At 53.7% G+C, this 22,868-nt stretch carries 25 protein-coding genes; 14 read left to right on the top strand and 11 right to left on the bottom strand.

The annotated features are described in order from the left end of the window. Window positions 1–133: 133 nt before the first annotated feature. The 3 genes from B5F38_RS10855 to rpsA all read right to left on the bottom strand — a co-directional run bounded on the left by B5F38_RS10855 (window position 134) and on the right by rpsA (window position 3,380). Window positions 134–334, bottom strand: a complete 201-nt coding sequence (locus B5F38_RS10855) for a winged helix-turn-helix domain-containing protein (RefSeq protein WP_087409310.1) — start codon at window positions 332–334, stop codon at window positions 134–136. A gap of 175 nt (window positions 335–509) precedes the next feature. Beyond that, a complete protein-coding gene (locus B5F38_RS10850; protein WP_087409309.1) occupies window positions 510–1,430 on the bottom strand; it encodes a ribonuclease Z in 921 nt (306 codons plus the stop codon). Between the two features lie 147 nt (window positions 1,431–1,577). Then, entirely contained in the window at window positions 1,578–3,380 is a 1,803-nt protein-coding gene (gene rpsA / locus B5F38_RS10845; protein WP_087409308.1) for a 30S ribosomal protein S1, read from the bottom strand. Window positions 3,381–3,602: 222 nt separating this feature from the next. Between rpsA and B5F38_RS10840 the strand changes: the two genes are divergently transcribed. Continuing rightward, a complete protein-coding gene (locus B5F38_RS10840; protein WP_087409317.1) occupies window positions 3,603–4,583 on the top strand; it encodes an acyltransferase family protein in 981 nt (326 codons plus the stop codon). Window position 4,584: 1 nt separating this feature from the next. Here the strand turns inward: B5F38_RS10840 and B5F38_RS10835 are convergent, their stop codons facing one another. Together B5F38_RS10835 and B5F38_RS10830 are read right to left on the bottom strand one after the other, a co-directional pair. Further along, window positions 4,585–5,028: a nucleoside deaminase gene (locus tag B5F38_RS10835; RefSeq protein ID WP_087409307.1), complete on the bottom strand. Its 444-nt coding sequence runs from the start codon at window positions 5,026–5,028 to the stop codon at window positions 4,585–4,587. A gap of 91 nt (window positions 5,029–5,119) precedes the next feature. Next, window positions 5,120–5,824 (bottom strand): SIMPL domain-containing protein, encoded by a 705-nt coding sequence (locus tag B5F38_RS10830; protein WP_087409306.1) that lies wholly within the window; start codon window positions 5,822–5,824, stop codon window positions 5,120–5,122. Between the two features lie 173 nt (window positions 5,825–5,997). Here B5F38_RS10830 and B5F38_RS10825 point away from each other — a divergent pair, with 173 nt between their 5' ends. Then, window positions 5,998–6,366 (top strand): YraN family protein, encoded by a 369-nt coding sequence (locus B5F38_RS10825; RefSeq protein WP_087409305.1) that lies wholly within the window; start codon window positions 5,998–6,000, stop codon window positions 6,364–6,366. Window positions 6,367–6,384: 18 nt separating this feature from the next. Further along, window positions 6,385–7,134 carry a biotin--[acetyl-CoA-carboxylase] ligase gene (locus tag B5F38_RS10820; protein ID WP_087409304.1) on the top strand — a complete coding sequence of 250 codons (750 nt, stop codon included), beginning with the start codon at window positions 6,385–6,387 and terminating at the stop codon, window positions 7,132–7,134. Here B5F38_RS10820 and B5F38_RS10815 read toward each other — a convergent pair. Then, window positions 7,120–8,007 (bottom strand): hypothetical protein, encoded by an 888-nt coding sequence (locus B5F38_RS10815; RefSeq protein ID WP_143240968.1) that lies wholly within the window; start codon window positions 8,005–8,007, stop codon window positions 7,120–7,122. The genes B5F38_RS10820 and B5F38_RS10815 overlap by 15 nt on opposite strands. Window positions 8,008–8,195: 188 nt before the next feature. Between B5F38_RS10815 and pyrH the strand changes: the two genes are divergently transcribed. From pyrH to B5F38_RS10795, 4 genes are all read left to right on the top strand, one after another. Next, window positions 8,196–8,906: a UMP kinase gene (gene pyrH, locus B5F38_RS10810; protein ID WP_087409316.1), complete on the top strand. Its 711-nt coding sequence runs from the start codon at window positions 8,196–8,198 to the stop codon at window positions 8,904–8,906. Window positions 8,907–8,985: 79 nt separating this feature from the next. Further along, entirely contained in the window at window positions 8,986–9,546 is a 561-nt protein-coding gene (frr, locus tag B5F38_RS10805; RefSeq protein ID WP_087409302.1) for a ribosome recycling factor, read from the top strand. Between the two features lie 118 nt (window positions 9,547–9,664). Beyond that, the gene (gene rsgA / locus B5F38_RS10800) at window positions 9,665–10,597 is read left to right on the top strand and encodes a ribosome small subunit-dependent GTPase A (RefSeq protein ID WP_087409301.1); all 933 of its coding nucleotides are present in this window, start codon (window positions 9,665–9,667) and stop codon (window positions 10,595–10,597) included. A 58-nt stretch (window positions 10,598–10,655) separates the two neighbouring features. Next, on the top strand, window positions 10,656–11,321 hold the full coding sequence (locus tag B5F38_RS10795; RefSeq protein ID WP_087409300.1) for a C40 family peptidase: 666 nt from the start codon (window positions 10,656–10,658) through the stop codon (window positions 11,319–11,321). 14 nt (window positions 11,322–11,335) lie between these two features. Here B5F38_RS10795 and B5F38_RS10790 read toward each other — a convergent pair whose 3' ends face one another. Genes B5F38_RS10790 through B5F38_RS10775 form a run of 4 tightly spaced genes read right to left on the bottom strand, consistent with a single transcriptional unit; the run spans window position 11,336 to window position 15,398 of the window. Next, window positions 11,336–12,844 (bottom strand): lytic transglycosylase domain-containing protein, encoded by a 1,509-nt coding sequence (locus tag B5F38_RS10790; RefSeq protein WP_087409299.1) that lies wholly within the window; start codon window positions 12,842–12,844, stop codon window positions 11,336–11,338. A gap of 27 nt (window positions 12,845–12,871) precedes the next feature. Next, complete coding sequence (locus B5F38_RS10785) at window positions 12,872–13,705, bottom strand: DUF5683 domain-containing protein (RefSeq protein ID WP_087409298.1); 834 nt, start codon at window positions 13,703–13,705, stop codon at window positions 12,872–12,874. Window positions 13,706–13,727: 22 nt separating this feature from the next. Then, window positions 13,728–14,606, bottom strand: coding sequence for a ParB/RepB/Spo0J family partition protein (locus B5F38_RS10780; protein ID WP_087409297.1), 879 nt, complete (start codon window positions 14,604–14,606; stop codon window positions 13,728–13,730). A 27-nt stretch (window positions 14,607–14,633) separates the two neighbouring features. Beyond that, a complete protein-coding gene (locus B5F38_RS10775) occupies window positions 14,634–15,398 on the bottom strand; it encodes an AAA family ATPase (protein ID WP_087409296.1) in 765 nt (254 codons plus the stop codon). A 281-nt stretch (window positions 15,399–15,679) separates the two neighbouring features. Between B5F38_RS10775 and surE the strand changes: the two genes are divergently transcribed. The 7 genes from surE (at window position 15,680) to proC (ending at window position 22,069) form a co-directional block, all read left to right on the top strand. Continuing rightward, window positions 15,680–16,465, top strand: a complete 786-nt coding sequence (gene surE / locus B5F38_RS10770; protein WP_087409295.1) for a 5'/3'-nucleotidase SurE — start codon at window positions 15,680–15,682, stop codon at window positions 16,463–16,465. A 345-nt stretch (window positions 16,466–16,810) separates the two neighbouring features. Then, complete coding sequence (locus B5F38_RS10765) at window positions 16,811–17,296, top strand: ArgR family transcriptional regulator (RefSeq protein ID WP_087409294.1); 486 nt, start codon at window positions 16,811–16,813, stop codon at window positions 17,294–17,296. 57 nt (window positions 17,297–17,353) lie between these two features. Then, window positions 17,354–17,920 (top strand): GNAT family N-acetyltransferase, encoded by a 567-nt coding sequence (locus B5F38_RS10760; RefSeq protein WP_087409293.1) that lies wholly within the window; start codon window positions 17,354–17,356, stop codon window positions 17,918–17,920. A 9-nt stretch (window positions 17,921–17,929) separates the two neighbouring features. Beyond that, complete coding sequence (locus B5F38_RS10755; RefSeq protein ID WP_087409292.1) at window positions 17,930–19,132, top strand: argininosuccinate synthase domain-containing protein; 1,203 nt, start codon at window positions 17,930–17,932, stop codon at window positions 19,130–19,132. A 45-nt stretch (window positions 19,133–19,177) separates the two neighbouring features. Beyond that, window positions 19,178–20,146, top strand: coding sequence for an N-acetyl-gamma-glutamyl-phosphate reductase (gene argC, locus B5F38_RS10750; protein ID WP_087409291.1), 969 nt, complete (start codon window positions 19,178–19,180; stop codon window positions 20,144–20,146). 13 nt (window positions 20,147–20,159) lie between these two features. Then, a complete protein-coding gene (locus B5F38_RS10745; protein WP_087409290.1) occupies window positions 20,160–21,284 on the top strand; it encodes an aminotransferase class III-fold pyridoxal phosphate-dependent enzyme in 1,125 nt (374 codons plus the stop codon). Beyond that, window positions 21,281–22,069 (top strand): pyrroline-5-carboxylate reductase, encoded by a 789-nt coding sequence (gene proC, locus B5F38_RS10740; protein WP_087409289.1) that lies wholly within the window; start codon window positions 21,281–21,283, stop codon window positions 22,067–22,069. The genes B5F38_RS10745 and proC overlap by 4 nt, the downstream gene beginning before the upstream one ends. Before the next feature lie 36 nt (window positions 22,070–22,105). On the opposite strand, the gene B5F38_RS10735 is transcribed toward proC, so the two are convergent. Further along, a complete protein-coding gene (locus B5F38_RS10735) occupies window positions 22,106–22,867 on the bottom strand; it encodes a response regulator transcription factor (protein ID WP_087409288.1) in 762 nt (253 codons plus the stop codon). Window position 22,868 lies beyond the last annotated feature (1 nt).

Here is a 22,868-nt window from a genome sequence, read left to right as displayed (position 1 = left end):
CCCTCCACACTCACTCTCACGCATTCATTCTCTCATTGTGACCATCTGGCGTAATCCAAACAAAAAAGGATGACCCTTTAAAGTCTTTGACTTTTGGGTCACCCTCTTTATAACTTCCGTACTGCGTCTTCTATTAGAGCAATACAACTTCTACGTCAGCTTCTGTTTCGCTGATGCTCACTTTACCTTCGCGAGCCAACCAGCCCAGGGCGGCATAAATTTCTTTTTCTTTCAGTTTAGTCGCTTTCTTCAGACCTTTTACAGTCAGTTTACCCGACTCATGCAAAGCATTCCAAACTTGGCCTGCCCATGTTCCAATAACTTCTACGTTCATTCTTTTTTACGTTTAAATTAAACAACTTGAAAACACATTGTTTTAATCCGATGCAAAGTTAATACATTTTTTCTTTATTTTTAATACTCAATGTATTTTTTATGCTTTTCTTGCCAATTCTCCAAGAAAATCGATATTGGAATAACAATTTCATCCTCACTTTTGTTTATGCGGCTCATCGGCCCAAAACAATCTTCATTCCTTCCCGGGCCAGGGTGCAGGGGGTAAACTCCTGGCTGGCTTCGTCGCAAAGGGGCTGCTCATCTTCGTACCGAGCCGAAAAATGGCCCAGCACCAACTGTTTGACCGATGCAGCCCGGGCAATACGAGCGGCCTGACGAGCCGTCGAATGGCAGGTAAGGCAAGCCAACTCCTCGGCATCGTCGCCAAACGTAGCTTCGTGATAGAGGCAATCGGCCCCTTCAATCAAAGGAATGAGGGCTTCGTTGTAGGCCGTGTCGGAACAATAGGCATAGCGTAGCGGCGGGTCGGCCGGGGTGGTGAGTCGGTCATTGGGTATGGTCTGCCCGTCGGGGGTCGTGTAGTCGGCACCGGCCTTGATTTCGGCTCTCCGGTAGACGGGTATGTCGTAGAACTTCACCATATCGCCCCGCAGATGAAGCTGCCCCGGCTTCTCCTCGAAAAGGAAGCCCGAGCAGGGCACCCGGTGAATCAACGGCAAGGAGCGTACCCGTATCGAACGATCTTCGTAGATTACCTCCGAACAATTGGGCACGACGGGTTCAAACCGCACGGCAAAGGGCAATTCCCGGCAAAAGAAGTCGAGTTGCGGACGGAAAACCGCCTCGGCCTGCGGGTGGGCATGAATCACCAGCTCGCCCGTGCGCCCCAGCAACGACAGGGTCGAAATCAGGCCGATAAGCCCGAAACAGTGGTCGCCGTGCAGATGACTCAGGAAGATGTGCCCCAGCCGGGTAAACTTCAGGTGCATGCGGCGAAACTGGATTTGCGCCCCCTCGCCGCAATCGATCATAAACAGATTGTCACGCAGATTGAGCACCTGAGTACTCGGGTAGTGACGCAAGGTAGGCAAGGCCGAGCCGCATCCCAAAACATTGATTTCAAATTTTCCCATAACTTCTGACGGTATACAATATCTACAAAGATAACCCTTTTCGAGCAGATACGTTACTTCAGACAATACGATACCCCGATAAAAAGATAGGCCGGCAAAATTGCCGGCCTATCGGTATAGAGTCATTTGTCGATTACTTCACAACGATTATTTGTTGTTTTTGTCCTCGGCTTCGAGTTTCTCTTTCAGAGCAGCCAGAGCGTCGATGTCGCCCAGCGTCGTCTTCTCAACTTGCGGAGTTACAATCGTATCCTCGGCCTTAGCAGCTTTCTTGGCAGCTTTCTTGGCAGCCGATTCTTTCTTGGCCTCAGCCTTAGCCTCATCTTCGAAGATACGGCTGTGCGAGAGGATGATACGTTTGGCGTCTTTGTTGAACTCGATAACCTTGAAGGGGAGTTTCTCCTCGAGTTGAGCTTGCGTACCGTCTTGTTTTACCAGGTGTTTGGGAGTAGCGAAACCTTCTACACCGTAAGGCAATGCGATAACGGCACCCTTGTCGAGCATCTCGACGATTGTACCCTCGTGGATAGAATCAACGGTAAAGATGTTCTCGAATACGTCCCAAGGATTCTCCTCGAGTTGTTTGTGACCGAGGCTGAGACGACGGTTCTCCTTGTCGATTTCGAGCACTTGAACTTCGATGTCGGCACCGATCTGAGTGAACTCCGAGGGGTGTTTGATTTTCTTCGTCCAAGAGAGGTCCGAAATGTGGATAAGACCGTCTACGCCCTCTTCGAGTTCAACAAATACACCGAAGTTGGTGAAGTTGCGAACTTTGGCGTGGTGACGCGAACCAACGGCATATTTCTCTTCGATATTTTCCCAGGGATCGGGTTTGAGTTGTTTGATACCCAGCGACATTTTGCGCTCTTCGCGGTCGAGCGTAAGGATTACGGCCTCTACCTCGTCGCCCACTTTCATGAAGTCTTGAGCGCTACGCAGGTGTTGCGACCACGACATTTCCGAAACGTGGATAAGACCCTCTACACCCGGAGCGATTTCGACGAATGCACCGTAATCGGCCATCACAACGACTTTGCCTTTTACTTTGTCGCCTACTTTCAGGTTGGGATCGAGAGCATCCCAGGGATGCGGTTGCAGTTGTTTCAAGCCCAGAGCGATACGTTTCTTCTCGTCGTCGAAGTCGAGGATAACGACGTTGAGTTTCTGGTCGAGCGAAACCACCTCTTCGGGGTGCGAAACACGGCCCCAAGAGAGGTCGGTGATGTGAATCAGACCGTCTACGCCGCCCAGGTCGATGAATACACCATACGAGGTAATGTTCTTGACGGTACCCTCGAGAACCTGACCTTTTTCGAGTTTGGCGATGATCTCTTTCTTCTGTTGCTCGAGCTCGGCCTCGATGAGAGCCTTGTGCGAAACAACCACGTTCTTGAATTCTTGATTGATTTTAACCACCTTGAATTCCATCGTTTTACCTACGAATACATCGTAGTCGCGGATGGGTTTCACGTCGATTTGAGAACCGGGCAAGAATGCTTCGATGCCAAATACATCGACAATCATACCGCCCTTGGTACGACATTTGATATAACCCTTGATGATTTCGTCGTTTTCGAGAGCCGAGTTAACACGATCCCAAGAACGGGTAGCGCGGGCTTTCTTGTGCGACAGAACCAATTGTCCTTTCTTGTCTTCTTGATTTTCGATATAAACCTCTACTTTGTCTCCCACTTTCAAATCGGGATTGTAGCGGAATTCGCTCATCGGAATGATACCATCCGATTTGTAACCGATGTTTACGACTACCTCGCGCTTGTTCAGGGCGATAACCGTACCTTCGATTACCTCTTTGTCTTTAACGGTGTTCAGCGATTGGTCATAAGTTTTTACCAATTCGTCGTGGCTTTTGTCGCCATACACTTCGCCATTTTCATAGGCGTCCCAGTCGAAATTTTCTACCGGGCCATTTTTCAGTTCTTCACTCATGTTGTTTAAATAATTGATTTTTTGATTACTAAGTTAGACATTATATGGTCTGTTAAAATCGGTGCGAAGATACGAAATCTTTTTTTCTCTGCAAACTATTTCGATAATAATCACTTACAATCGTTCACGACAAAAACCGGAACCCTGCCGGCAATCAAGAAAAAACATACAATAAATATAAACTTTTTGTGTTTTATAAAGAAAGACTATTACTACCCCCACATGAAACAAAAAATTACATGGCTCCAGATACTGCAAGGATGGAGCATGCTGCTGGTCGTCGTCGGGCACATCACGCTCACCGGAACCTTTGAGAATCCCGAGACCCCGGTAAGCGCAGCCATCGAAACAATTATTTACAGTTTCCACATGCCCCTGTTCATGTTTATATCGGGCTTCCTTTTCTATTATACCAAAATAAGCCGCAATATCGCTTATAAAAATGTAGTTATCGATAAGCTCAAACGATTAGGTATTCCGTTTCTCTTCTTCACGCTGTTCACATTTGCAGTGAAATTTGCATTTGCCCCGTTTATGAAACGCCCTGTGGAGTTGTCAATTTCGCAGTTTGTCAACAGTTTCCTGTATCCGGGGAGTAATCCCTTAAGCGAAATGTGGTTTGTCGCAACTCTCTTTATTATCATGCTTACCTACCCTCTCTTGAAATATATGATTACAAGTCCCTTCAAGATTGGAATACTCTTATTGGGGTGTATCGCACTGAATCTATTTTTTCCTGCCGATATTGAGTTGCTCTGCCTCTCCAATGTGGCTTATATGCTGATTTTCTTTTGTCTGGGGATACTCTTTTGTCAATTTCACCTGCACCAATACCTGAGCACACCTTGGATATTCATCGTGCTATTGGCTCTATTCTGTGCCTTTACGCTTATTCCGGGATGCCCCAGGCTGCTACTAAATCTCTCGGGCATACTCGCTTCAACCTCTTTAGCTCTTAATCTGGCACCTTTGACACCTCGGCTGTTTGCTTCGTTCAGAGATTATACATTCCAAATCTTTTTACTGGGTATCTTCCCGCAAATAGCCATTCGAATCGTATACGCGAAAATTCCCCATTCCGAAGTCGCCTATTGGACACTCTATCTGGCCAGCATTCTCATAGGTATCTATCTCCCGGTACTCGTTGCCAAAATCATCAAGAAAATACCATCCCCGCTCATATACCGTTGCTTCGGTCTGTAACCTACCTCCGCCGTTTGAAAAAGCTCTTCATCAAGGCGGCGCACTCGTCGGCCAGAATACCAGACTCGACGCGGGTTTTGGGGTGCAGGGCTTCGGGAGCAAAGCGGCGGTAACCCCGCTTGTCGTCGCCGGCCCCGAAGACGACACGCGACAACTGCGACCATCCGATAGCCCCGGCACACATTACACAAGGCTCCAGGGTAACGTAGAGGGTACAGTCGGTCAGATACTTGCCCCCCAACGAAGCGGACGCCGAGGTGATGGCTTGCATCTCGGCATGAGCCGTCACATCGCCCAGACACTCGGTCAGGTTATGGGCTCGGGCTACTACCCGGTCCTTACACACCACTACGGCCCCCACCGGAATTTCGCCAGCCTCGAAAGCCGCCCGGGCCTCCTGCAAGGCCATCCGCATATATCGCTCGTCTTTTTCTTTATCGTCCATCATTCTGTTGCACTTATAAAAAAAGTGGAGAATCCCCGGTCGCTACCGACTCAAGGACTCTCCGCAAAGTTAACGCATAAAACAATTTCAATCAATCTTTCAGGTAATAAACCACCGAGGTCACTACGCGCACGTGTTTTAAATAAGGTGTATTGGCATCGCGATCCTCGATAGAGAACTGCCCCTGATAGGCCGAAGAGATTTTGCCCAGCTTGCTGTCCGAATCCTTGGCAAACTTCTCGGCGGCGATACGGGCATTCTGGGTGGCCTCGGCAATCATCTCGGGTTTCAATTCGTTCAACTTGGTAAAGAGGAACTGCGTGTTGTACTGGTAGTCGCCCGACACGATGGCTACCCCCTGCTCCAGCAGAGAGGCCTGTTTCACAATGAGCTCGCGCACCTTGTCGACCTGATTCGACGAAACGGTGATAACCGAGGTGACGTTGTATCGATACGGATTATTGAGGTTGCTATATCGGTCGGCCTGCATGTCGACGATGCTGGGAGGGGCCACCGAAATTTCGTTCTCGCCAATGCCGTTCGATTTCAAGAAATCGATCACGATTTTGTTCTTGGCATTCACCGCCCGGTATATCGAGCTCAAATCGTTGCCCAACTCCTTATATACCAGCGGCCAGATGACCCGATCGGCCGGGACTTCCCGCTCCGAAAGGCCTTTCACCGAGACCGTTCGCACAGCCTCTTTCGACTTGACGATGCCACTCTCGATACGCTGGCCCAACAAAAACAGGCCCAAGGCTACAATGATAGCCGGTACAATCCACTTGTTTTTCATATCTCTTCTATTTTTACGGATTACATACTCCTGCACAAATATATAACTATTATTGAATAATTGAATAGATAACGCTTAAAAACCATTTTCCCCCTATTCTCTTTCACTTTATCTGCACTCCGGCTTCCGATTCCCGCCGAATCTTCGTATATTCGCTACCCAATCGCAAGCCTATGGCACAACACAACCAATTGGGAAAGACCGGCGAAGAACGGGCGGCCGAATACCTCATCTCAAAGGGGTACATCATTCGCGACATCAACTGGCGCAGCGGGAAGATGGAGCTCGACCTGGTGGCCTATCGCGACACGACCCTCGTCGTGGTCGAGGTGAAGACCCGCAGCAGTCTCGACTTTCTACGCCCCGAAGAGGCGGTGACCCTGCGCAAAATCAAGAATATCGTGCGGGCTACCGATGCTTACATACGCCTGTTCAATATCCCGTTCGAGGTGCGATTCGACATCATCACCCTTGTGGGCAATAACGACAGCTTCGAAATCGAACATATCGAAGATGCCTTTCTCGCCCCTCTTAACTGTTAACATTCATCTGCAAACGCAATGGAAACCAAAGAGATAATTTTCACCAAAGACCACCTGGTCGAAACCGCTTCGACCAACACCTATCTGCAACAACTCGATACCGACCGGCACTTGCCCGAGGGCCATATCGTCTACACCGATACCCAACGGGCCGGACGTGGACAACGGGGCAACTCGTGGGAATCGGAACCGGGCAAGAACCTTACCTTCAGCCTGCTGCTGCGCCCCGAACACATCCCGGCCAACCAACAGTTTCTGCTCTCGCAGGCCGTTTCGCTGGCCATGACCGACCTGCTCGGCCGCTATGCCACAGGCTTCTCCATCAAATGGCCCAACGACATCTACTGGGAGGACAAGAAGATAGCCGGCATCCTCATCGAAAATGTATTAAGCGGCACCACTTTTGCCCGCTCCATCGTGGGCATAGGACTCAACATCAACCAAGCAACTTTCGTGAGCGATGCTCCCAACCCCGTTTCGCTGTTCCAGATTACGGGTCATACCTACGACATCGAGGCGGTTCTCGACCAGTTTGTCGATGCTTTCCGCACCCGCTACCAGCAGACCTTTACCGACTCGGCCCGGGCGCTGCGCGAAGAGTATGCAGCCACCCTCTACCGCAACGACGGAGAGTATCCCTATTGCAGCGAGGGCAAAACCTTTTATGCTTCGATTACAGGGGTAGAGCCCGACGGCCATCTGATACTCACGACCGATACGGGCGAGGAGAGACGCTTCGCCTTCAAAGAGGTATCATTCCTGCTTTAACCGCCAGAGCAACGGTTTGACAATGCCGCTGAGCTGGGGCAACACGTCGGTCAGACGGTCCAGCCGAGCCAGTTGGTCGGTCAAATACCGATTGCTTTGCCTCTGAACCGCCGCCGTAAAATAGCGACGGGCACTGGCTATATCGGAAGCGAGCACCTCGCGCTTGGCCTCGCGATAGTACGAGGCCTGCACCGGTGGCTGCCCCACCTCCTCGAGATAACGGGTATCTATCGAATCGAGTCGTTCCTGCCCCTTGACGGCATAGTAGCTACCCAGAAAAAGATTGGCATCGAAGTCGAGCGAGTCGATTTGCAGAATCGACTTCTGCACCTCGACAGCGGCCTCGCTGTCGCCGGCCAGCAGCAGGGCATTAGCCTTCGACTTCAGGTAGTTGACCTGGCGAGGCATCACCGCCAGCAACTCATCGGCAATGGCCAGGGTGTGGACCGCATCACGCCGGAACTCGTAGTAACCCAACAGGTAATTGTTTGCCACCCGCGTAAACCAAGGCTGCTCGCTCTTGACCAGCAGCAGCACCTGTTCATACACGCCGGTCTGTCCAATGGAGCGGGAGAGCACATCGATGCCCGTAAAGAGCGAATCGAGCGAGAGCCCCTGCATCTCGGACCGCACCACATATTGCATGATAGCTGCCGAGTCGTTGAGCATGGCCGAAGCAACCACCGCATCGACATAGGTTTTCACCCGACCGGGTCGACGCTCGAGCAGCGTGTCGCACATGGCAAGAGCATCGCGCCACTCGGCATTTACAAAGTAGTCGTCGGCTTTCCGCAATACAGTGCGATACGGCTGTTCACCCCATGCCGCAAAGAGCGTCGCACACAAAAGAAGCACACCTATTACCCGCCTCATATTCATACGTTTAATCAATCACATTACAGACGGACAAATATACACATTCGGCAGCGGAATATCGGCAAAGAAGAGGCTAAAAAAACGAAACTGCTATTTTTCTTACAGAATTTGCGACCCAAAATTCAGAGAATAATAAAAATTCACTATTTTTGAAAACCAATAAAATCAACAAACACAGTGTGGTTATGAGCAATCGTTACAAAAGAATACTCCTGAAACTGAGCGGCGAGTCGCTCATGGGTGAAAAACAATATGGCATCGACGAAAAACGGGTAACCGAGTATGCCTCGCAAATCAAAGAGATTGCCGGGATGGGTATCGAAATCGGTATCGTCATCGGCGGCGGCAACATATTCCGCGGATTGAGCGGAACGACCCAAGGGGTCGACCGGGTGAAAGGCGACCAGATGGGCATGTTGGCCACTGTCATCAACAGCCTGGCCTTGAGTTCGGCGCTCGAGAAGGTAGGCCAAAAGGCCCGGGTATTCACGGCCATCAACATGTTCCCCATCGGCGAGCATTACAGCAAGTGGAAAGCCATCGAGGCCATGCAGAAGGGCGAAATCGCCATTATCTCGTGCGGAACGGGCAACCCCTTCTTCACCACCGACACCGGTTCGGCCCTGCGCGGTATCGAAATCGAAGCCGACGTGATGCTCAAGGGTACCCGCGTCGACGGCATCTATACGGCCGACCCCGAGAAAGACCCCACCGCCGTGAAGTTCGACAAGATCAGCTACGACGAAATCTACACCCGCGGCCTGAAGGTAATGGACCTCACCGCCACCACCCTCTGCAAAGAGAACCACCTGCCCATCATCGTATTCGACATGGATACCGTGGGCAACCTGAAAAAGGTATTGTCGGGCGAGAACATCGGCACCCTGGTATATTAACCGGCCCGCTTGGTCATTCTCGAAAAAAAGAGTACATTTGTTCACAAAACTATTAGAAACTTTTCAACCCTACTTTATTATGGACGACGTAAAAACATATCTCAACACGGCCGAAGAAAAAATGTCTATGGCTATCGAATTCCTCGACGAGGCTCTGGCTCACATCCGGGCCGGTAAAGCAAACCCGCGGATTCTCGACGGCATACGGGTCGACTACTACGGCAGCCAGGCCCCGCTCTCGAATGTAGCCAACATTTCGGTGCCCGACGCCCGCACCATCGTCATCACCCCGTGGGAAAAATCGATGTTCCGGGTTATCGAAAAAGCCATTCTCGACTCCGAGCTGGGCATCACCCCCGAGAACAACGGCGAAATTATCCGGCTCTCCATTCCCCCGTTGACCGAGGAACGACGCAAAGCGCTCGTGAAACAGTCGAAACAAGAGGCCGAAAATGCCAAAGTGAGCGTACGTAACGCCCGCCGCGATGTAATCGACGCCTTGAAAAAGGCCCAGAAAGAGGGCATGTCGGAAGATGTAGCCAAAGATGGCGAAGCCTCGGCTCAAAAGCTGCACGACAAATACATGAAAAAAATCGACGACATCTTTGCCGAGAAGGAGAAAGAGATTCTCACCGTATAACGACACTTTCAAATTGGTCATACCAGAGGTGAGCCGGGTCGAAAAACCGCGGGCGCACCTCTTTTTTATTTCCATTTCCAAAACTTTCTGCTACATTTGTAACCTAAAAACCGATTACGTGGAAGGGCTTGTCATCAAAAATACGGGTAGCTGGTATATCGTGCGCACCGATGCGGGCGAGTCGATACCGTGCAAAATCAAGGGGAATTTCCGATTGAAGGGAATACGCAGTACCAACCCGGTATCGGTGGGCGACCGGGTCGACATCGAGATGAACCCCGACCATACCGCCTTCATCACCCGCATACACGAGCGGAAGAACTACATCATACGCCGGGCCTCCAACCTGTCGAAAGAGTCGCACATCATCGCCGCCAACATCGACCTGGCCCTGCTTGTGGTCACCGTCAACTCGCCCCTCACCTCGACCACCTTCATCGACCGCTTTCTGGCCACGGCCGAGGCCTACCGCATACCCGTGCACATCGTCATCAACAAGTGCGACACCTTCACCCCCGACGACCGGGAGTATGCCGAGGCACTCTGCTACCTCTACCGCTCCATCGGCTACGAGTGCCGCTGCGTGTCGGCCGCCACGGGCGAGGGGTTCGACTTCATCACCGACTCGCTCAAAGATCGCATCACCCTGCTATCGGGTAATTCGGGGGTGGGGAAATCGACCATCATCAGCCGCATCCTGCCCGGTGTCGAAATCAGAATCGGTGCCGTATCGACCGCCCACCACAAGGGCATGCACACGACCACCTTCTCCGAGATGTACCCGCTGCCTCAAGGGGGATACCTCATCGACACCCCGGGCATCAAGGGGTTCGGCACCATCGACTTCAACCCAAGCGAGGTGGCTCACTTCTTCCCCGAGATATTCGAGATTTCGCGGGGATGCCGCTTCAGCGACTGCACCCACCGGCACGAACCCGGCTGTGCGGTGTTGAAGGCTCTCGAAAATCACGAGATAAGCGAATCGAGATACGCCAGCTACCTGAGCATCATCGACGACAGTTCCGACGGGAAATACCGAGAAGCCTTTTGACAACCCGCATCCATCCCGACTCAGGCGACCGGCCTATCGCTCAAAAACAAGAAAGATTATGAAGAGGATTTGTATTACTTATCGTCACGCAGCCATCGTATTTCTGACCGCAGCTTGTCTTCTGTCGGCCGGAGCTACTCCTAAAAAAAGCCGTACCGCTGCAATCCCTCGCGATACCGATACCGCCGTAAACATACCCGACTCGCTGATGAAGCCGCTGTCGGTACCTCTGCCTCAAACTCTGGTCGACAAACAAATCGACAGCCTCATCGTCTATGCCCGCAAATATACCGGCACCCCCTACCGCCGGGGTGGAAAGGGACCCAATCGATTCGACTGCTCGGGATTCATGCAATATGTCTTCAACCACTTTTCCTACCCGCTCAACGCCAGTTCGGCTTCGCAGTTTCTGCAGGGCATCTCGGTAGCCGACGAACAGATACGCCGGGGCGACCTGGTATTTTTCAAGGGGAGTAACAGCCGCCGGGCAAGGGTGGGACACGTAGGACTGGTAACCGAAGTCTACCCCGACGGGCGATTCAAGTTCATACATGCCTCTACCTCGCAGGGTATACGCGAGGATTGGAGCTCGTCGCCCTATTATGCCAAACGGTACATGGGAGCCCGCCGTATCTACTTTGCTCAAATAGACCAAAGTCTCATCCTCGATGCCATTATCGACCTCGAGGAGATAGACGACGATACCCCTTTCGATGGAGATTGAATAATCGGTCCTGATCAGGCTGCCGGAATCTTCAGCCGCTGTCCCGGCCGGATGGCATTGCCTTTCAGATTGTTTTCGCGCTTAATGTCTTCGGCCGAAATGCCTTTATACTTTTGGGAGATGGTCCACAGACTTTCGCCTTTGCGCACCGTGTGATACTTCGACGCCGAAGAACCGCTTTTACTTTTGGCCAACGAAGCTGCTACAGCCGTACTGCTGCTCTTCTTCGCCCCCTTGCTGCTCACGGCCAATCGCTGCCCGATACGCAGATAGGAGCTCTTGCTCAGGTTGTTCCAGGCCCGCAGATTGCTCACCGATACGCCATACTTCTGAGCTATCTTCGAGAGTGTCTCACCCTTGCGCACCTTGTGATAGACCATCGTGCCGGGGGCAATACCGGCCGGCTCGACCGAAGTGCGCTGCGCATACAGCTCGGCATCATGGGCAAAAATATCGTCCTGTGCCTCGATATAGGCATAGACCTGCTGCGAAGGCAAGATGAGTGCATAGGGGCGAATGTTGCCCGGGATAATGTCGCGGCGGTACTGGGGATTGAGGCTGCGAATCTCCTCGATCGGGATTTGCAGCACATCGGATATTTGCTTGAGGTGCACCCGGCGAGTCACCTGCACCGTATCGGTCAGGAGGGGCCGACGTGTAAGCACGGGACAAATATTGTGGTCGTTGTAATAGTTCATCACATAGTTGACGGCAATGAAGGCCGGCACGTATCCCCTCGTCTCGCGAGGCAGGTAAGGATAAATCTCCCAATAGTCGGTCTTGCCGCCCGAGCGACGGATGGCCTTGCTCACATTGCCGGGGCCGCAGTTGTACGAGGCTATAGCCAATGCCCAGTCGTGATAGATGCCGTAGAGGTCTTTGAGGTAGCGGGCCGCCATGGCCGACGACTTGATGGGATCGCGGCGCTCGTCGACCAGGCTGTTCACCTCGAGTCCCATGCTCTTGCCGGTCTTCACCATGAACTGCCACAAGCCGGCGGCACCCGCACGCGAAGTGGCATCGGGTCGCAGTGCCGACTCGATGATGGGCAGATATTTCAGTTCGAGCGGGAGCCCTTCACGCTCGAGAGCCTCCTCGAAGATAGGCATGTAGTAGGTACTCAGACCCAGCAGGTTCTCCACCAGGGCACGACGTCGTTGCACATACATGTCGATATAGCGACGCACCACGCTGTTGTAGGGCATCTCGATAACCGTGGGCAGTTGCGACAGCTTGCGGATATAGACCGAGTCGGGATAATCGACATTCACGCTGTTTTCCAGGCACGAATTGTCGACCACGGCATACTGCTGCATGTACCAGTTGGTCAGCAGTGTATTCAAATCGGCCTCCATACTCTCGGGATACACTTCGGTACTGTCAGAGACCAATATCTCCATCGAGTCGGGCAAGGCCACCTCGGTCGTATCCAACTCGATATACTCCTCGTCGAGCTCCACCCCCTGGGCGAAGCTACACAACGAAAGCCCCAAACCTGCTAAAATAAATCCTATCCTCTTCATTATTCTCTTTCTCTTTATTCCAATTCATTAAAACGTAATCGCACACTGCACACCCACCGCCGGCAATGCCGATCGGCCGGTGGGTATCACGGCCGGCTGCCACTGCATCGATATGTCGGGGCTCACGTCGAAGTGATACAACTGGGCATCGACATAGGCATCGATCATACAGATGGCATAGAGACCGATCATGCAGATGATACAGAGGTCGCGATACTGCCGGTAGTAGTCCTTGCGCTGCTTCAGCACGCTGGTGAGCCAATCCTTGTCTATATCCTCCTCCTTGTAAGCCGAGGAGAAAAAGTCCATATAGCTGTTGGTCGTGGGGTCGCTGTCCATGATATCGAGATAGGCCCGCTGGTAGTCGGCCAACATGTTGCTGTTCCAGGTCGTCGCATAGAAGAGCCCCACATAACCGCCCACGACGATAGGCAGTTTCCAGTAGCGGCGGTTGTAAATCTGCCCCAGTCCCGGGAAGAGGGCCGACAGCCACACCGCCCGCATGGGGTCGGGGTTGAACGAGGCGGGACGCCACGACTTGCGGTGTGTCGATTTCAGCTGGGCGGTATCGGCCAGGGCAATCTGCCCCAGCGAGTCGGTAATCATCAGGGGTACCGAGTCTTGCAGCAGCGCGCCTATGCTGTCGCCCGAGGTCACCGACACCGAGTCGGCCACCACTTGCGGCTCGACGGCCCGTATCGAATCGGCCGGGAGGCTCTTGGCCCCCTGGGCCTGACGGGCTGCACCCGGGACGAGCCGTCCGCCGGTAACAGGCCGCGACAATTCGGGAACCGCGCCCAACGACGTCAAGCTCCACCACCCTATTATCCACACCAGTATCGAGGCTCTTTTCCAGCCCATGTTACCCGATAGTCTCAAAACTCTATTTCAATTTATCGAACAAACCGATAATTCGTTCTAAGTCTTCCTCGTTCTTAAACGGGATCGATATTTTTCCTTTTCCTTTCTCGTCGCAGCTAAACTGCACTTTGGCTTGGAAGAAGTCGGAGAGGTGCGATTTGAGCACGTTGTACTCCTGCCGCATCATCACCTTCTTCTGTGCCTTCTTGCGGGCACGTTCGCCACCGGCCGCAAGGGTCTTGGCCAACTCCTCGACGTTGCGCACGCTCAACCCGTCGGAGAGGATGCGCTCGTAGAGCTCGAGCTGCAGGGCCGGGTCGGAGACCGAGAGCAGAGCCCGGGCGTGACCCATGTCGATGCGCTTGTCGCGCAGGCCTATCTGTACCTCGGCCGGGAGTTTCAACAGCCGCAGGTAGTTGGCTATGGTGGTCCGTTTCTTGCCCACCCGCTCGCTCAGCTTCTCTTGCGTGAGCTGATAGAGCTCGATGAGCTTCTGGAAGGCCAGGGCGATTTCAATCGCGTTCAAGTCTTCGCGCTGGATGTTCTCGATGAGAGCCATCTCCATGAGGGTCTCGTCCTCGGCCGTACGCACATAGGCGGGAATCGTGTCGAGCCCGGCCATCTGGGCAGCGCGGTAACGGCGTTCACCGGCAATAATCTGGTAGTCGCCGCCCTCCAACTGTCGGAGCGAAATGGGCTGTATGATGCCCAACTCGCGAATCGAAGCCGCCAACTCCTCGAGCGCCTCCTGGTCAAACTCGCGCCGGGGCTGGTCGGGGTTGGGCACAATCCGCGACAACTCTACTTCATGAATCGAGGAGGTACCGCTGGTAACGATGTTGTCCATCGAAATCAGGGCATCCAGTCCTCTACCCAATGCACTTCTTTTAGGTGCTGACATATCTTTGTTCTCCTTCTTTTCTACTATCTATCGATTCTTGGTAATCAACTCTTTGGCCAGCTCCATGTGGTTGACGCTACCCCGCGACTCGCAGTCGTAGAGCAACGCCGGCAGGCCGTGACTGGGGGCCTCGCTCAAACGGATGTTCCGTTGGATTACCGTATTGAACACCAGACTGCCGAAGTGGCCTTTCAGCTCTTCGTAAATCTGGTTGGCCAGTCTCAAACGCGAGTCGTACATCGTGAGCAGAAAGCCCTCGATTTCGAGCTTCGGGTTCAGTTTCGATTTGATTATCTTAATCGTATTCAACAATTTGCTAATCCCCTCCAGCGCGAAATATTCGGCCTGTACGGGGATAATAACAGAATCGGCCGCGGTGAGGGCATTGACCGTAATCAGTCCCAACGAGGGCGAGCAGTCGATCAATATGTAGTCGTAGTCGTCGCGCACTTCGTTGAGCGCCTGCGCCAACACCCGTTCGCGGTTTCTCATATTCATCAGTTCCAGCTCGGCACCCACCAAGTCGATATGCGAAGCTACCAGGTTAAGCCCGTCGACACAGGTATCTACCACCGAATCCTTAATCGAGGCCTGTCCTACCAGACACTCGTAGATCGACGATTTCACCTGTTGCGGGTCTATGCCCAGACCCGACGAGGCATTGGCCTGAGGATCGGCATCGAGGAGCAAAACCTTCTTTTCCAAAACAGCCAGAGAGGTAGCCAAATTGATCGAAGTCGTCGTCTTCCCGACGCCCCCTTTTTGATTTGCAATAGCGATAATTTTACCCATACTGTTATTTTTTCACTATACAAAGGAATATCTTTTCATCCACATTACGCACTCCGGTGTACTCGAAAATAGTCCAATTGTTGATAAGTGGCCCCTTTTGTTGATAAACACAACAGCCACTTCGCTGTTTTTCTGCGTAAAGATACACTTTTTTTCAGAGACTTCCACCAGAAACGGCCGCCTCTTTTACCTATTTTAGGACTCCATATTATCCGTTAAAATATAAAAGATTAAGATTTTTATTCATTACTTTTGCATCATTAAACAGATTTCCGCATGATATGAAAAAAATAATTCATTCTCAGCGACCGCTCATCCTCATCACTAACGATGACGGCATCCAGGCCAGGGGATTGCAGCAGGTCGCCCAATTTCTGAAACCGCTGGGCGACATCGTAGTGGTGGCCCCCGACGGCCCCCGCTCGGGACAGAGCTCGGCCATCACGGTCACCGTTCCCCTGCGCATGAAGGTAATCGACGAGCAGGAGGGCTTCTGCCAGATCAGCACCAACGGTACGCCCGTCGACTGCATAAAACTGTCGATGAATATTCTGTTCGACCGTCGCCCCGACCTCATCGTCTCGGGCATCAACCACGGCTCCAACTCGGGCGTAAGCGTGGTCTACTCGGGCACCATGGGTGCCGTGTTCGAGGGAGCGCTGCTGCACATCCCCTCCATAGGTTTCTCACTCTGCAACCACAAGGCCGATGCCGACTTTGCACCGTGCCGCGACCTCGTGGTCGACATCTGCCGGAAGGCACTCGCCGCCAAGCAATGGCCGCAGGGTATCGGGCTCAACGTGAACATACCCAACCGGCCGCAACTCAACGGCGTGAAGCTGTGCCGGGCCGCCCAGGGATACTGGACCGAAGAGTATGACTGCCGCGTCGACCCGCACGGCCGGGAATACTTCTGGCTCACCGGCACCTTCAAAAACAACGAACCCGATGCCACCGATACCGACGAGTATTGGCTCGACCGCGGCTACGCCACCATCGTACCCTGCTCGACCGACTGCTCGGCCGTCGGCACCGCACCCGAGTTTGCCTCGATATTGAACCTGTAAATTACAGCAGGGGGTGAAACCCCTACTCTAACAGGCAATACAAGGGTGCGTTCCGGTTCTCCAATCGAGCGCACCCTTTTGCATGACACAGCCCGGACAACTCACGGGAGGCAAAGGTGCAAGGGAGGGGGTTATAGCGTCGAAAAAATTTCTCCTCTTCTCCCCGCATCCGAGCCACACCCGACCGGCAGGCAGGCTCGTTCGTTCAAAGGCTGTTTTATTGCATAAGCATGCAGTTAGAGTTTAAATTTCGCCCTATACTGTAAAAAATATACAAATTTTATTCCATTATTCTATTTTTTAGTTATATTTGTCGCATAATTATTCAACAGTAAAATTCGCATTATGAAAAATAAAGCTGCTCGTCTACAAGCAATACGAGAAATCATCATCCACTCGAGGGTAAAAAGCCAGGACGAAATTCTGCAACGTCTGCATGAATCGGGCTTCGACCTGACCCAAGCCACCCTCTCGCGCGACTTGAAGCAACTGCGCATCGCCAAGGTTCCCGGCAGCGACGGCTCCTACGTCTACATCATGCCCGAAATCGGGAGCGTAGGGAAACTCATGCAGGAGAAGCTGGCCGACAACTCCGAACGTCCAGTCTCGGGGAGCTTCATCTCCATCAACTTCTCGGGCAACCTGGCAGTCATCAAGACCCGCCCCGGATATGCCGGCAGTCTGGCCTACGACATCGACAGCAACACGCCGCCCGAAGTGCTGGGCACCATCGCCGGTGACGACACGGTGCTGGTGATTCTCGAAGAGAACATCAACCACCAGCAAGCCATGTTGGCGCTCTCGCCCTTCATGCCCGACCTGCACAAGTAACCACACAAATTCTACGACGCTATAACCCCCTCTTAAGGAGAAGAGGACAAACACATTATGGAAGAAGAAATCAAAGTCATCGTTGCCGACGAAAGACATATCCCCTACGTCGACACCATCCTCGACACCATCGAGAAAGCAGCCAAGATAAGAGGAACCGGTATTGCCAAACGGTCTCCCGAATATGTAAAACAGAAGATGCTCGAGCGCAAGGCCATCATCGCGCTCGACGGCGACAAGTTTGCCGGCTTCTGCTACATCGAGAGCTGGAGCAACAAGCAATTCGTGGCCAACTCGGGCCTCATCGTCGTCGACGCCTATCGCGGTCACGGCCTGGCCAAACGCATCAAACGCAAAGCCTTCGAGCTGTCGCGTGAGCGATTCCCCGAAGCCAAAATATTCGGACTCACCACCGGCGAGGCCGTGATGAAAATCAACAACGAACTGGGCTACCGCCCCGTGGCATTTGCCTCGCTCACCGACGACCCCGCTTTCTGGAAAGGGTGCGAGAGCTGCGTCAACTTCGACATTCTGCAGCGCAACAACCGCCGCATGTGCCTCTGCACCGGCATGCTCTACGACCCCCACGAACACGAAAACAACGACAATCAACCTCAAAAATAACTGCATATCATGGCTAACAAGAAAGTAGTATTGGCTTTTAGCGGAGGTCTCGACACCTCCTTTTGTGTAAAATACCTGTCGCAGGAGTGCGGGTATGACGTCTATACCGCCATTGCCAACACCGGCGGTTTCGGTCCCGAAGAGTTGAAATCGATCGAAGAGCGAGCCTACCGACTGGGCGCCGTCAAGCACGCTACGCTCGACATCACCCAGGAGTATTACCAGAAGAGCATCAAATACATGGTGTTCGGGAATGTGCTGCGCAACGGCACCTACCCCATCTCGGTAAGTTCCGAACGTACTTTCCAGGCCATCGCCATCATCAACTATGCCAAGGAGATCGGGGCCGACTACGTGGCCCACGGCAGCACCGGTGCCGGTAACGACCAGGTGCGGTTCGACCTTACGTTCCAGATTCTGGCCCCCGAAATCGGCATCATCACCCCCACCCGCGACATGACCCTCACCCGCGAATACGAAATCGAATACCTCAAGAAGCACGGCTACACGGCCGACTTCAAGAAGATGGAATACTCGATAAACAAAGGGTTGTGGGGCACCAGCATCGGCGGCAAGGAGACCCTCAAGAGCAACCAGACGTTGCCCGAGGAGGCCTACCCCTCGCAGATGACGGCCACGCAGAGCCGCACCCTCACACTCGACTTCGTGAAGGGCGAGATTGCCGCCATCGACGGGCAGGCCTACGACGACAAGGTGAAGGCCATACAGGCCCTCGAAGCCATCGCCTCGCCCTATGCCATAGGCCGCGACATGCACATAGGCGACACCATCATCGGCATCAAGGGACGGGTGGGATTCGAAGCCGCCGCCCCCATGCTCATCATCGCCGCCCACAAGATGCTCGAGAAGCATACCCTCACCAAGTGGCAGCAATACTGGAAGGACCAGGTAGCCACGTGGTACGGCATGTTCCTGCACGAGGCCCAGTACCTCGAGCCGGTCATGCGCGACATCGAGGCCTTCCTCGACAGCTCGCAGCACAACGTCACCGGCCGCGTAATCATCGAGTTGCACCCCTACCGCTACGTGCTGGTGGGCATCGAGAGCGACTACGACCTGATGAAGTCGGACTTCGGCGAATACGGCGAGGTGAACAAGGCCTGGAGCGCCGACGATGTGAAGGGCTTCACCAAAATTTTGGGCAACCAGATGAAAATTTTCTATTCCATACAAAATAAAAACAAAAAATAAATCGTAGATTAGAGTCCGAAAATCAAAACTGTCAACCCCATCGTTATGATTAAAGTAGGTATTATAGGCGGCGCAGGGTATACCGCCGGCGAATTGATAAGATTGTTGATCAACCACCCCGATGTAGAGATTGTGTTCGTACACAGCGAAAGCAACGCCGGAAACCGAGTGACCGACGTTCACACCGGACTGTTCGGCGAGACCGACCTTGTCTTTACCCGCGAGATGCCCTTCGACGAAATAGACCTGCTCTTCTTCTGCACGGCACACGGCGACACCCGCAAGTTCATGGAGAGCCACAAGCTGCCCGACGAGCTGCGCATCATCGACCTCTCGGCCGACTATCGGCTCGATGCCCCCGACAACGACTTCGTCTACGGGCTGCCCGAGCTGAACCGCAAGTACATCATCCGCTCCAAGCATGTGGCCAACCCGGGTTGCTTCGCCACGGCCATTCAACTGGCGCTGCTACCGCTGGCCAAGAACCTGCTGCTCAACAGCGAGATACACGTGCACGCCATCACCGGCTCGACCGGCGCGGGGCAGAAGCCCTCGCCCACCAGCCACTTCAGCTGGCGCAACGACAACATCTCCATCTACAAGCCGTTCAACCACCAGCACCTGTCCGAGATACGGCAGAGCCTCTCAAAGTTGCAGAACAGTTTCTCGGCCCCCATCAACTTCATCCCCGTCAGGGGTAACTTCTCGCGGGGCATCTTTGCCACGCTCTACCTCGACTGCCCCGTCGAGCTGGAGCTGCTGAAGGAGCTGTACAACACCTACTACGACGATCATAACTTCACCTTCCTCACCGACCGGATGCCCGACCTGAAGCAGGTGGTCAACACCAACAAGTGCCTCCTCTATCTCGAGAAGCACGACGGCAAACTGCTCATCGTCTCGGTCATCGACAACCTGTTGAAAGGAGCCTCGGGACAAGCCGTACACAACATGAACCTGCTGTTCGGCCTGCACGAACGGGTGGGGCTGCAGTTGAAACCTTCGGCTTTTTAAGCTGGAAACTGTTATGAAACTATTTGACGTATATCCGCTGTTCGACCTGGAAATCGTAGCCGGGAAAGGGTGCTACACCTACGACACGCAGGGCACCGAGTACCTCGACCTCTACGGGGGTCACGCCGTCATCTCCATAGGCCACTCGCACCCCTGCTACGTGAAACGCATTACCGAGCAGGCCCAGAAGCTCGTCTTCTACTCCAACTCGGTTATCAACAGCCTGCAACAGCAACTGGCCGACAAGCTGGGCGCCCTGTCGGGGTATGACGACTATGCCCTCTTCCTCATCAACTCGGGGGCCGAGGCCAACGAAAACGCGCTGAAACTGGCCTCGTTCCACACCGGCAAGAAGAAGGTCATCGCCTTTGCCCACTCCTTCCACGGCCGTACCTCGGCCGCAGTCAAGGTGACCGACAACCCCTGCATCGTCGCCCCCATCAACGACACCTTCGAGGTGGCTTTCCTCCCCCTCAACGACATGGCTCGTGTCGAGCAGGAGATGGCCGCCGGCGACGTCTGCGCCGTCATCATCGAGGGCATACAGGGCGTGGGCGGCATTCAGGTACCCGACGCGCAGTTCCTGCGCGACCTGCGCGAGGCCTGCACCCGCCACGGAGTCGTGCTCATCGTCGACGAAGTACAGTCAGGCTACGGCCGCACGGGCAAGTTCTTTGCCCACCAGCATGCCGGCATACGCCCCGACCTCATCACCATGGCCAAGGGCATGGGCAACGGATTCCCCATCGGGGGAGTCCTCATCAGCCCCCAGTTCACCCCCGTATACGGGATGCTGGGCACCACCTTCGGCGGCAACCACCTGGCCTGCGCCGCTGCCTGTGCCGTGCTCGACGTGATGCGCGACGAACACCTCGTCGACAACGCGGCCCGCGTGGGACAATACCTCATCGACCGGCTCCGGGAGATTCCTCAAATCAAGGAGGTACGGGGCAAGGGGTTGATGATCGGGCTCGAGTTCGACCAGCCCGTCAAGGAGCTGCGCCACAAACTACTGTTCGAGCAGCACGTATTTACCGGAGCCTCGGGCACGAACGTGATACGATTGCTGCCGCCTCTGTCGCTATCGCAAGAACAAGCCGATTGTTTTATCGGTAAACTTAAAAACATACTTCCATGAAAATAACGATTATAGGATGCGGGAATATGGGTGGAGCCATAGCCCGCGGACTGACCAAAAGCACTTTCGTAAACCCGGACGACATTACAGTGAGCAACCGGGGTAAAGAGAAACTGGAAACGATTCAGGGCGAGATTGCCTCGATTCACACCACCACCGACAACAAGGCCGCCGTGAAGGATGCCGACATCATCGTCCTGGCCGTGAAGCCTTGGGTTCTCGACAGCGTGGCCATCGACATTCGCAAGGAGCTCGACCTGCCCCGCCAGATGATTGTCTCGATTGTAGCCGGCGCCACTATCGAACGCCTGGCCGCTCTCTTCGCTTCGGGCGATGCCATCCCCGCCATCTTCCGGGTGATGCCCAACACGGCCGTGGCTATCCGGCAGAGCATGACCCTCTTCACCCCCTACAACGCCACACCCGAGCAGGTAGACGTCATCAAGACGATGCTCGACAGCCTGGGCAAGAGCCTTCTCGTCGACGAGAGCCTCATGGAGGCCGGCACAGCGCTCTGCTCTTGCGGCACAGCCTTTGCCATGCGCTACATACGGGCTGCCATCGAGGGGGGCATAGAGATGGGATTCCGTCCTCAAGATGCCCAACTGGTCGTAGAACAGACCGTCAAAGGGGCTGCCGAACTGCTGCTCGATACCGGCAACCACCCCGAAGTGGAGATAGACCGCGTGACCACACCCGGCGGCATCACCATCAAAGGACTTAACGAAATGGAGGCCGCCGGATTTTCGGCTGCCGTCGTCCGGGGATTGAAAGCCTCAAAATAAGGCGCATCCCCTCAAGAGCTATTGCTGGGCCGGAGTTTACAAATCGTAAAACCGGTCCAGCAATTTCTTTTTGTAGACCTTGCTCACCCGGAGCTCCGACACCTTGTTGAACGGAGGCAACAACGTGCAGCTGTTCTCCGAAATCATATACAGGTAATTGATATTGATGATATACGACTTGTGAATCTGGATAAACTCGGGAGCGTAATTCAGAATCGTATCGGCCGTGGTCTGGTGTTTCAGAATAAAGTGCTGCAGATTGTTCAGGATTACCTTCCACAACTTGCGCTCCGAATCGTATTTGAAAAAGCCGATATTCTCGGCCCGCACAATGAGCTTGTCGTTGGTAATGGTGGTAATCAGTATCGACTGCATCGGCGACGGCGACGGTATCGAAGGCGGGACAACCATCCGGCGAGACTCGTCGCGCAACAGGTAGTAACGGTCCATAATCAGCGACAGTTCACTGTCGCTCACCGGCTTGAGCAAATAATCGAAAGCCTGCAACCGCAGAGCCGGCAACAGGTATTTCTCGTACGAGGTATAAAATACCACCTTCATATCCCAGTCGATGTGCCTGTCGAGCGACGACAGGAACTCCAGCCCCGACGTGTCGGAGAGCTCCACATCGAGAAAGAGCAGGTCGGGTTTATACCTCAAGACCGTATTCCAACCCTCCTCGCCGTTACCGGCCGTAGCTACCACCCGCACATCGGGGTAGGCTTTCAGCCGGTCGGCCAAGAGCCGTATCGACGGGTTGTCGTCGTCGACGATTACGGTATCAATTCTGTTTTCCATA

It is taken from the genome of Barnesiella sp. An22 (assembly GCF_002159975.1).
Taxonomy (GTDB): Bacteria; Bacteroidota; Bacteroidia; order Bacteroidales; family Barnesiellaceae; genus Barnesiella; species Barnesiella merdigallinarum.
This window is presented reverse-complemented; position numbering and strand designations above follow the sequence as displayed.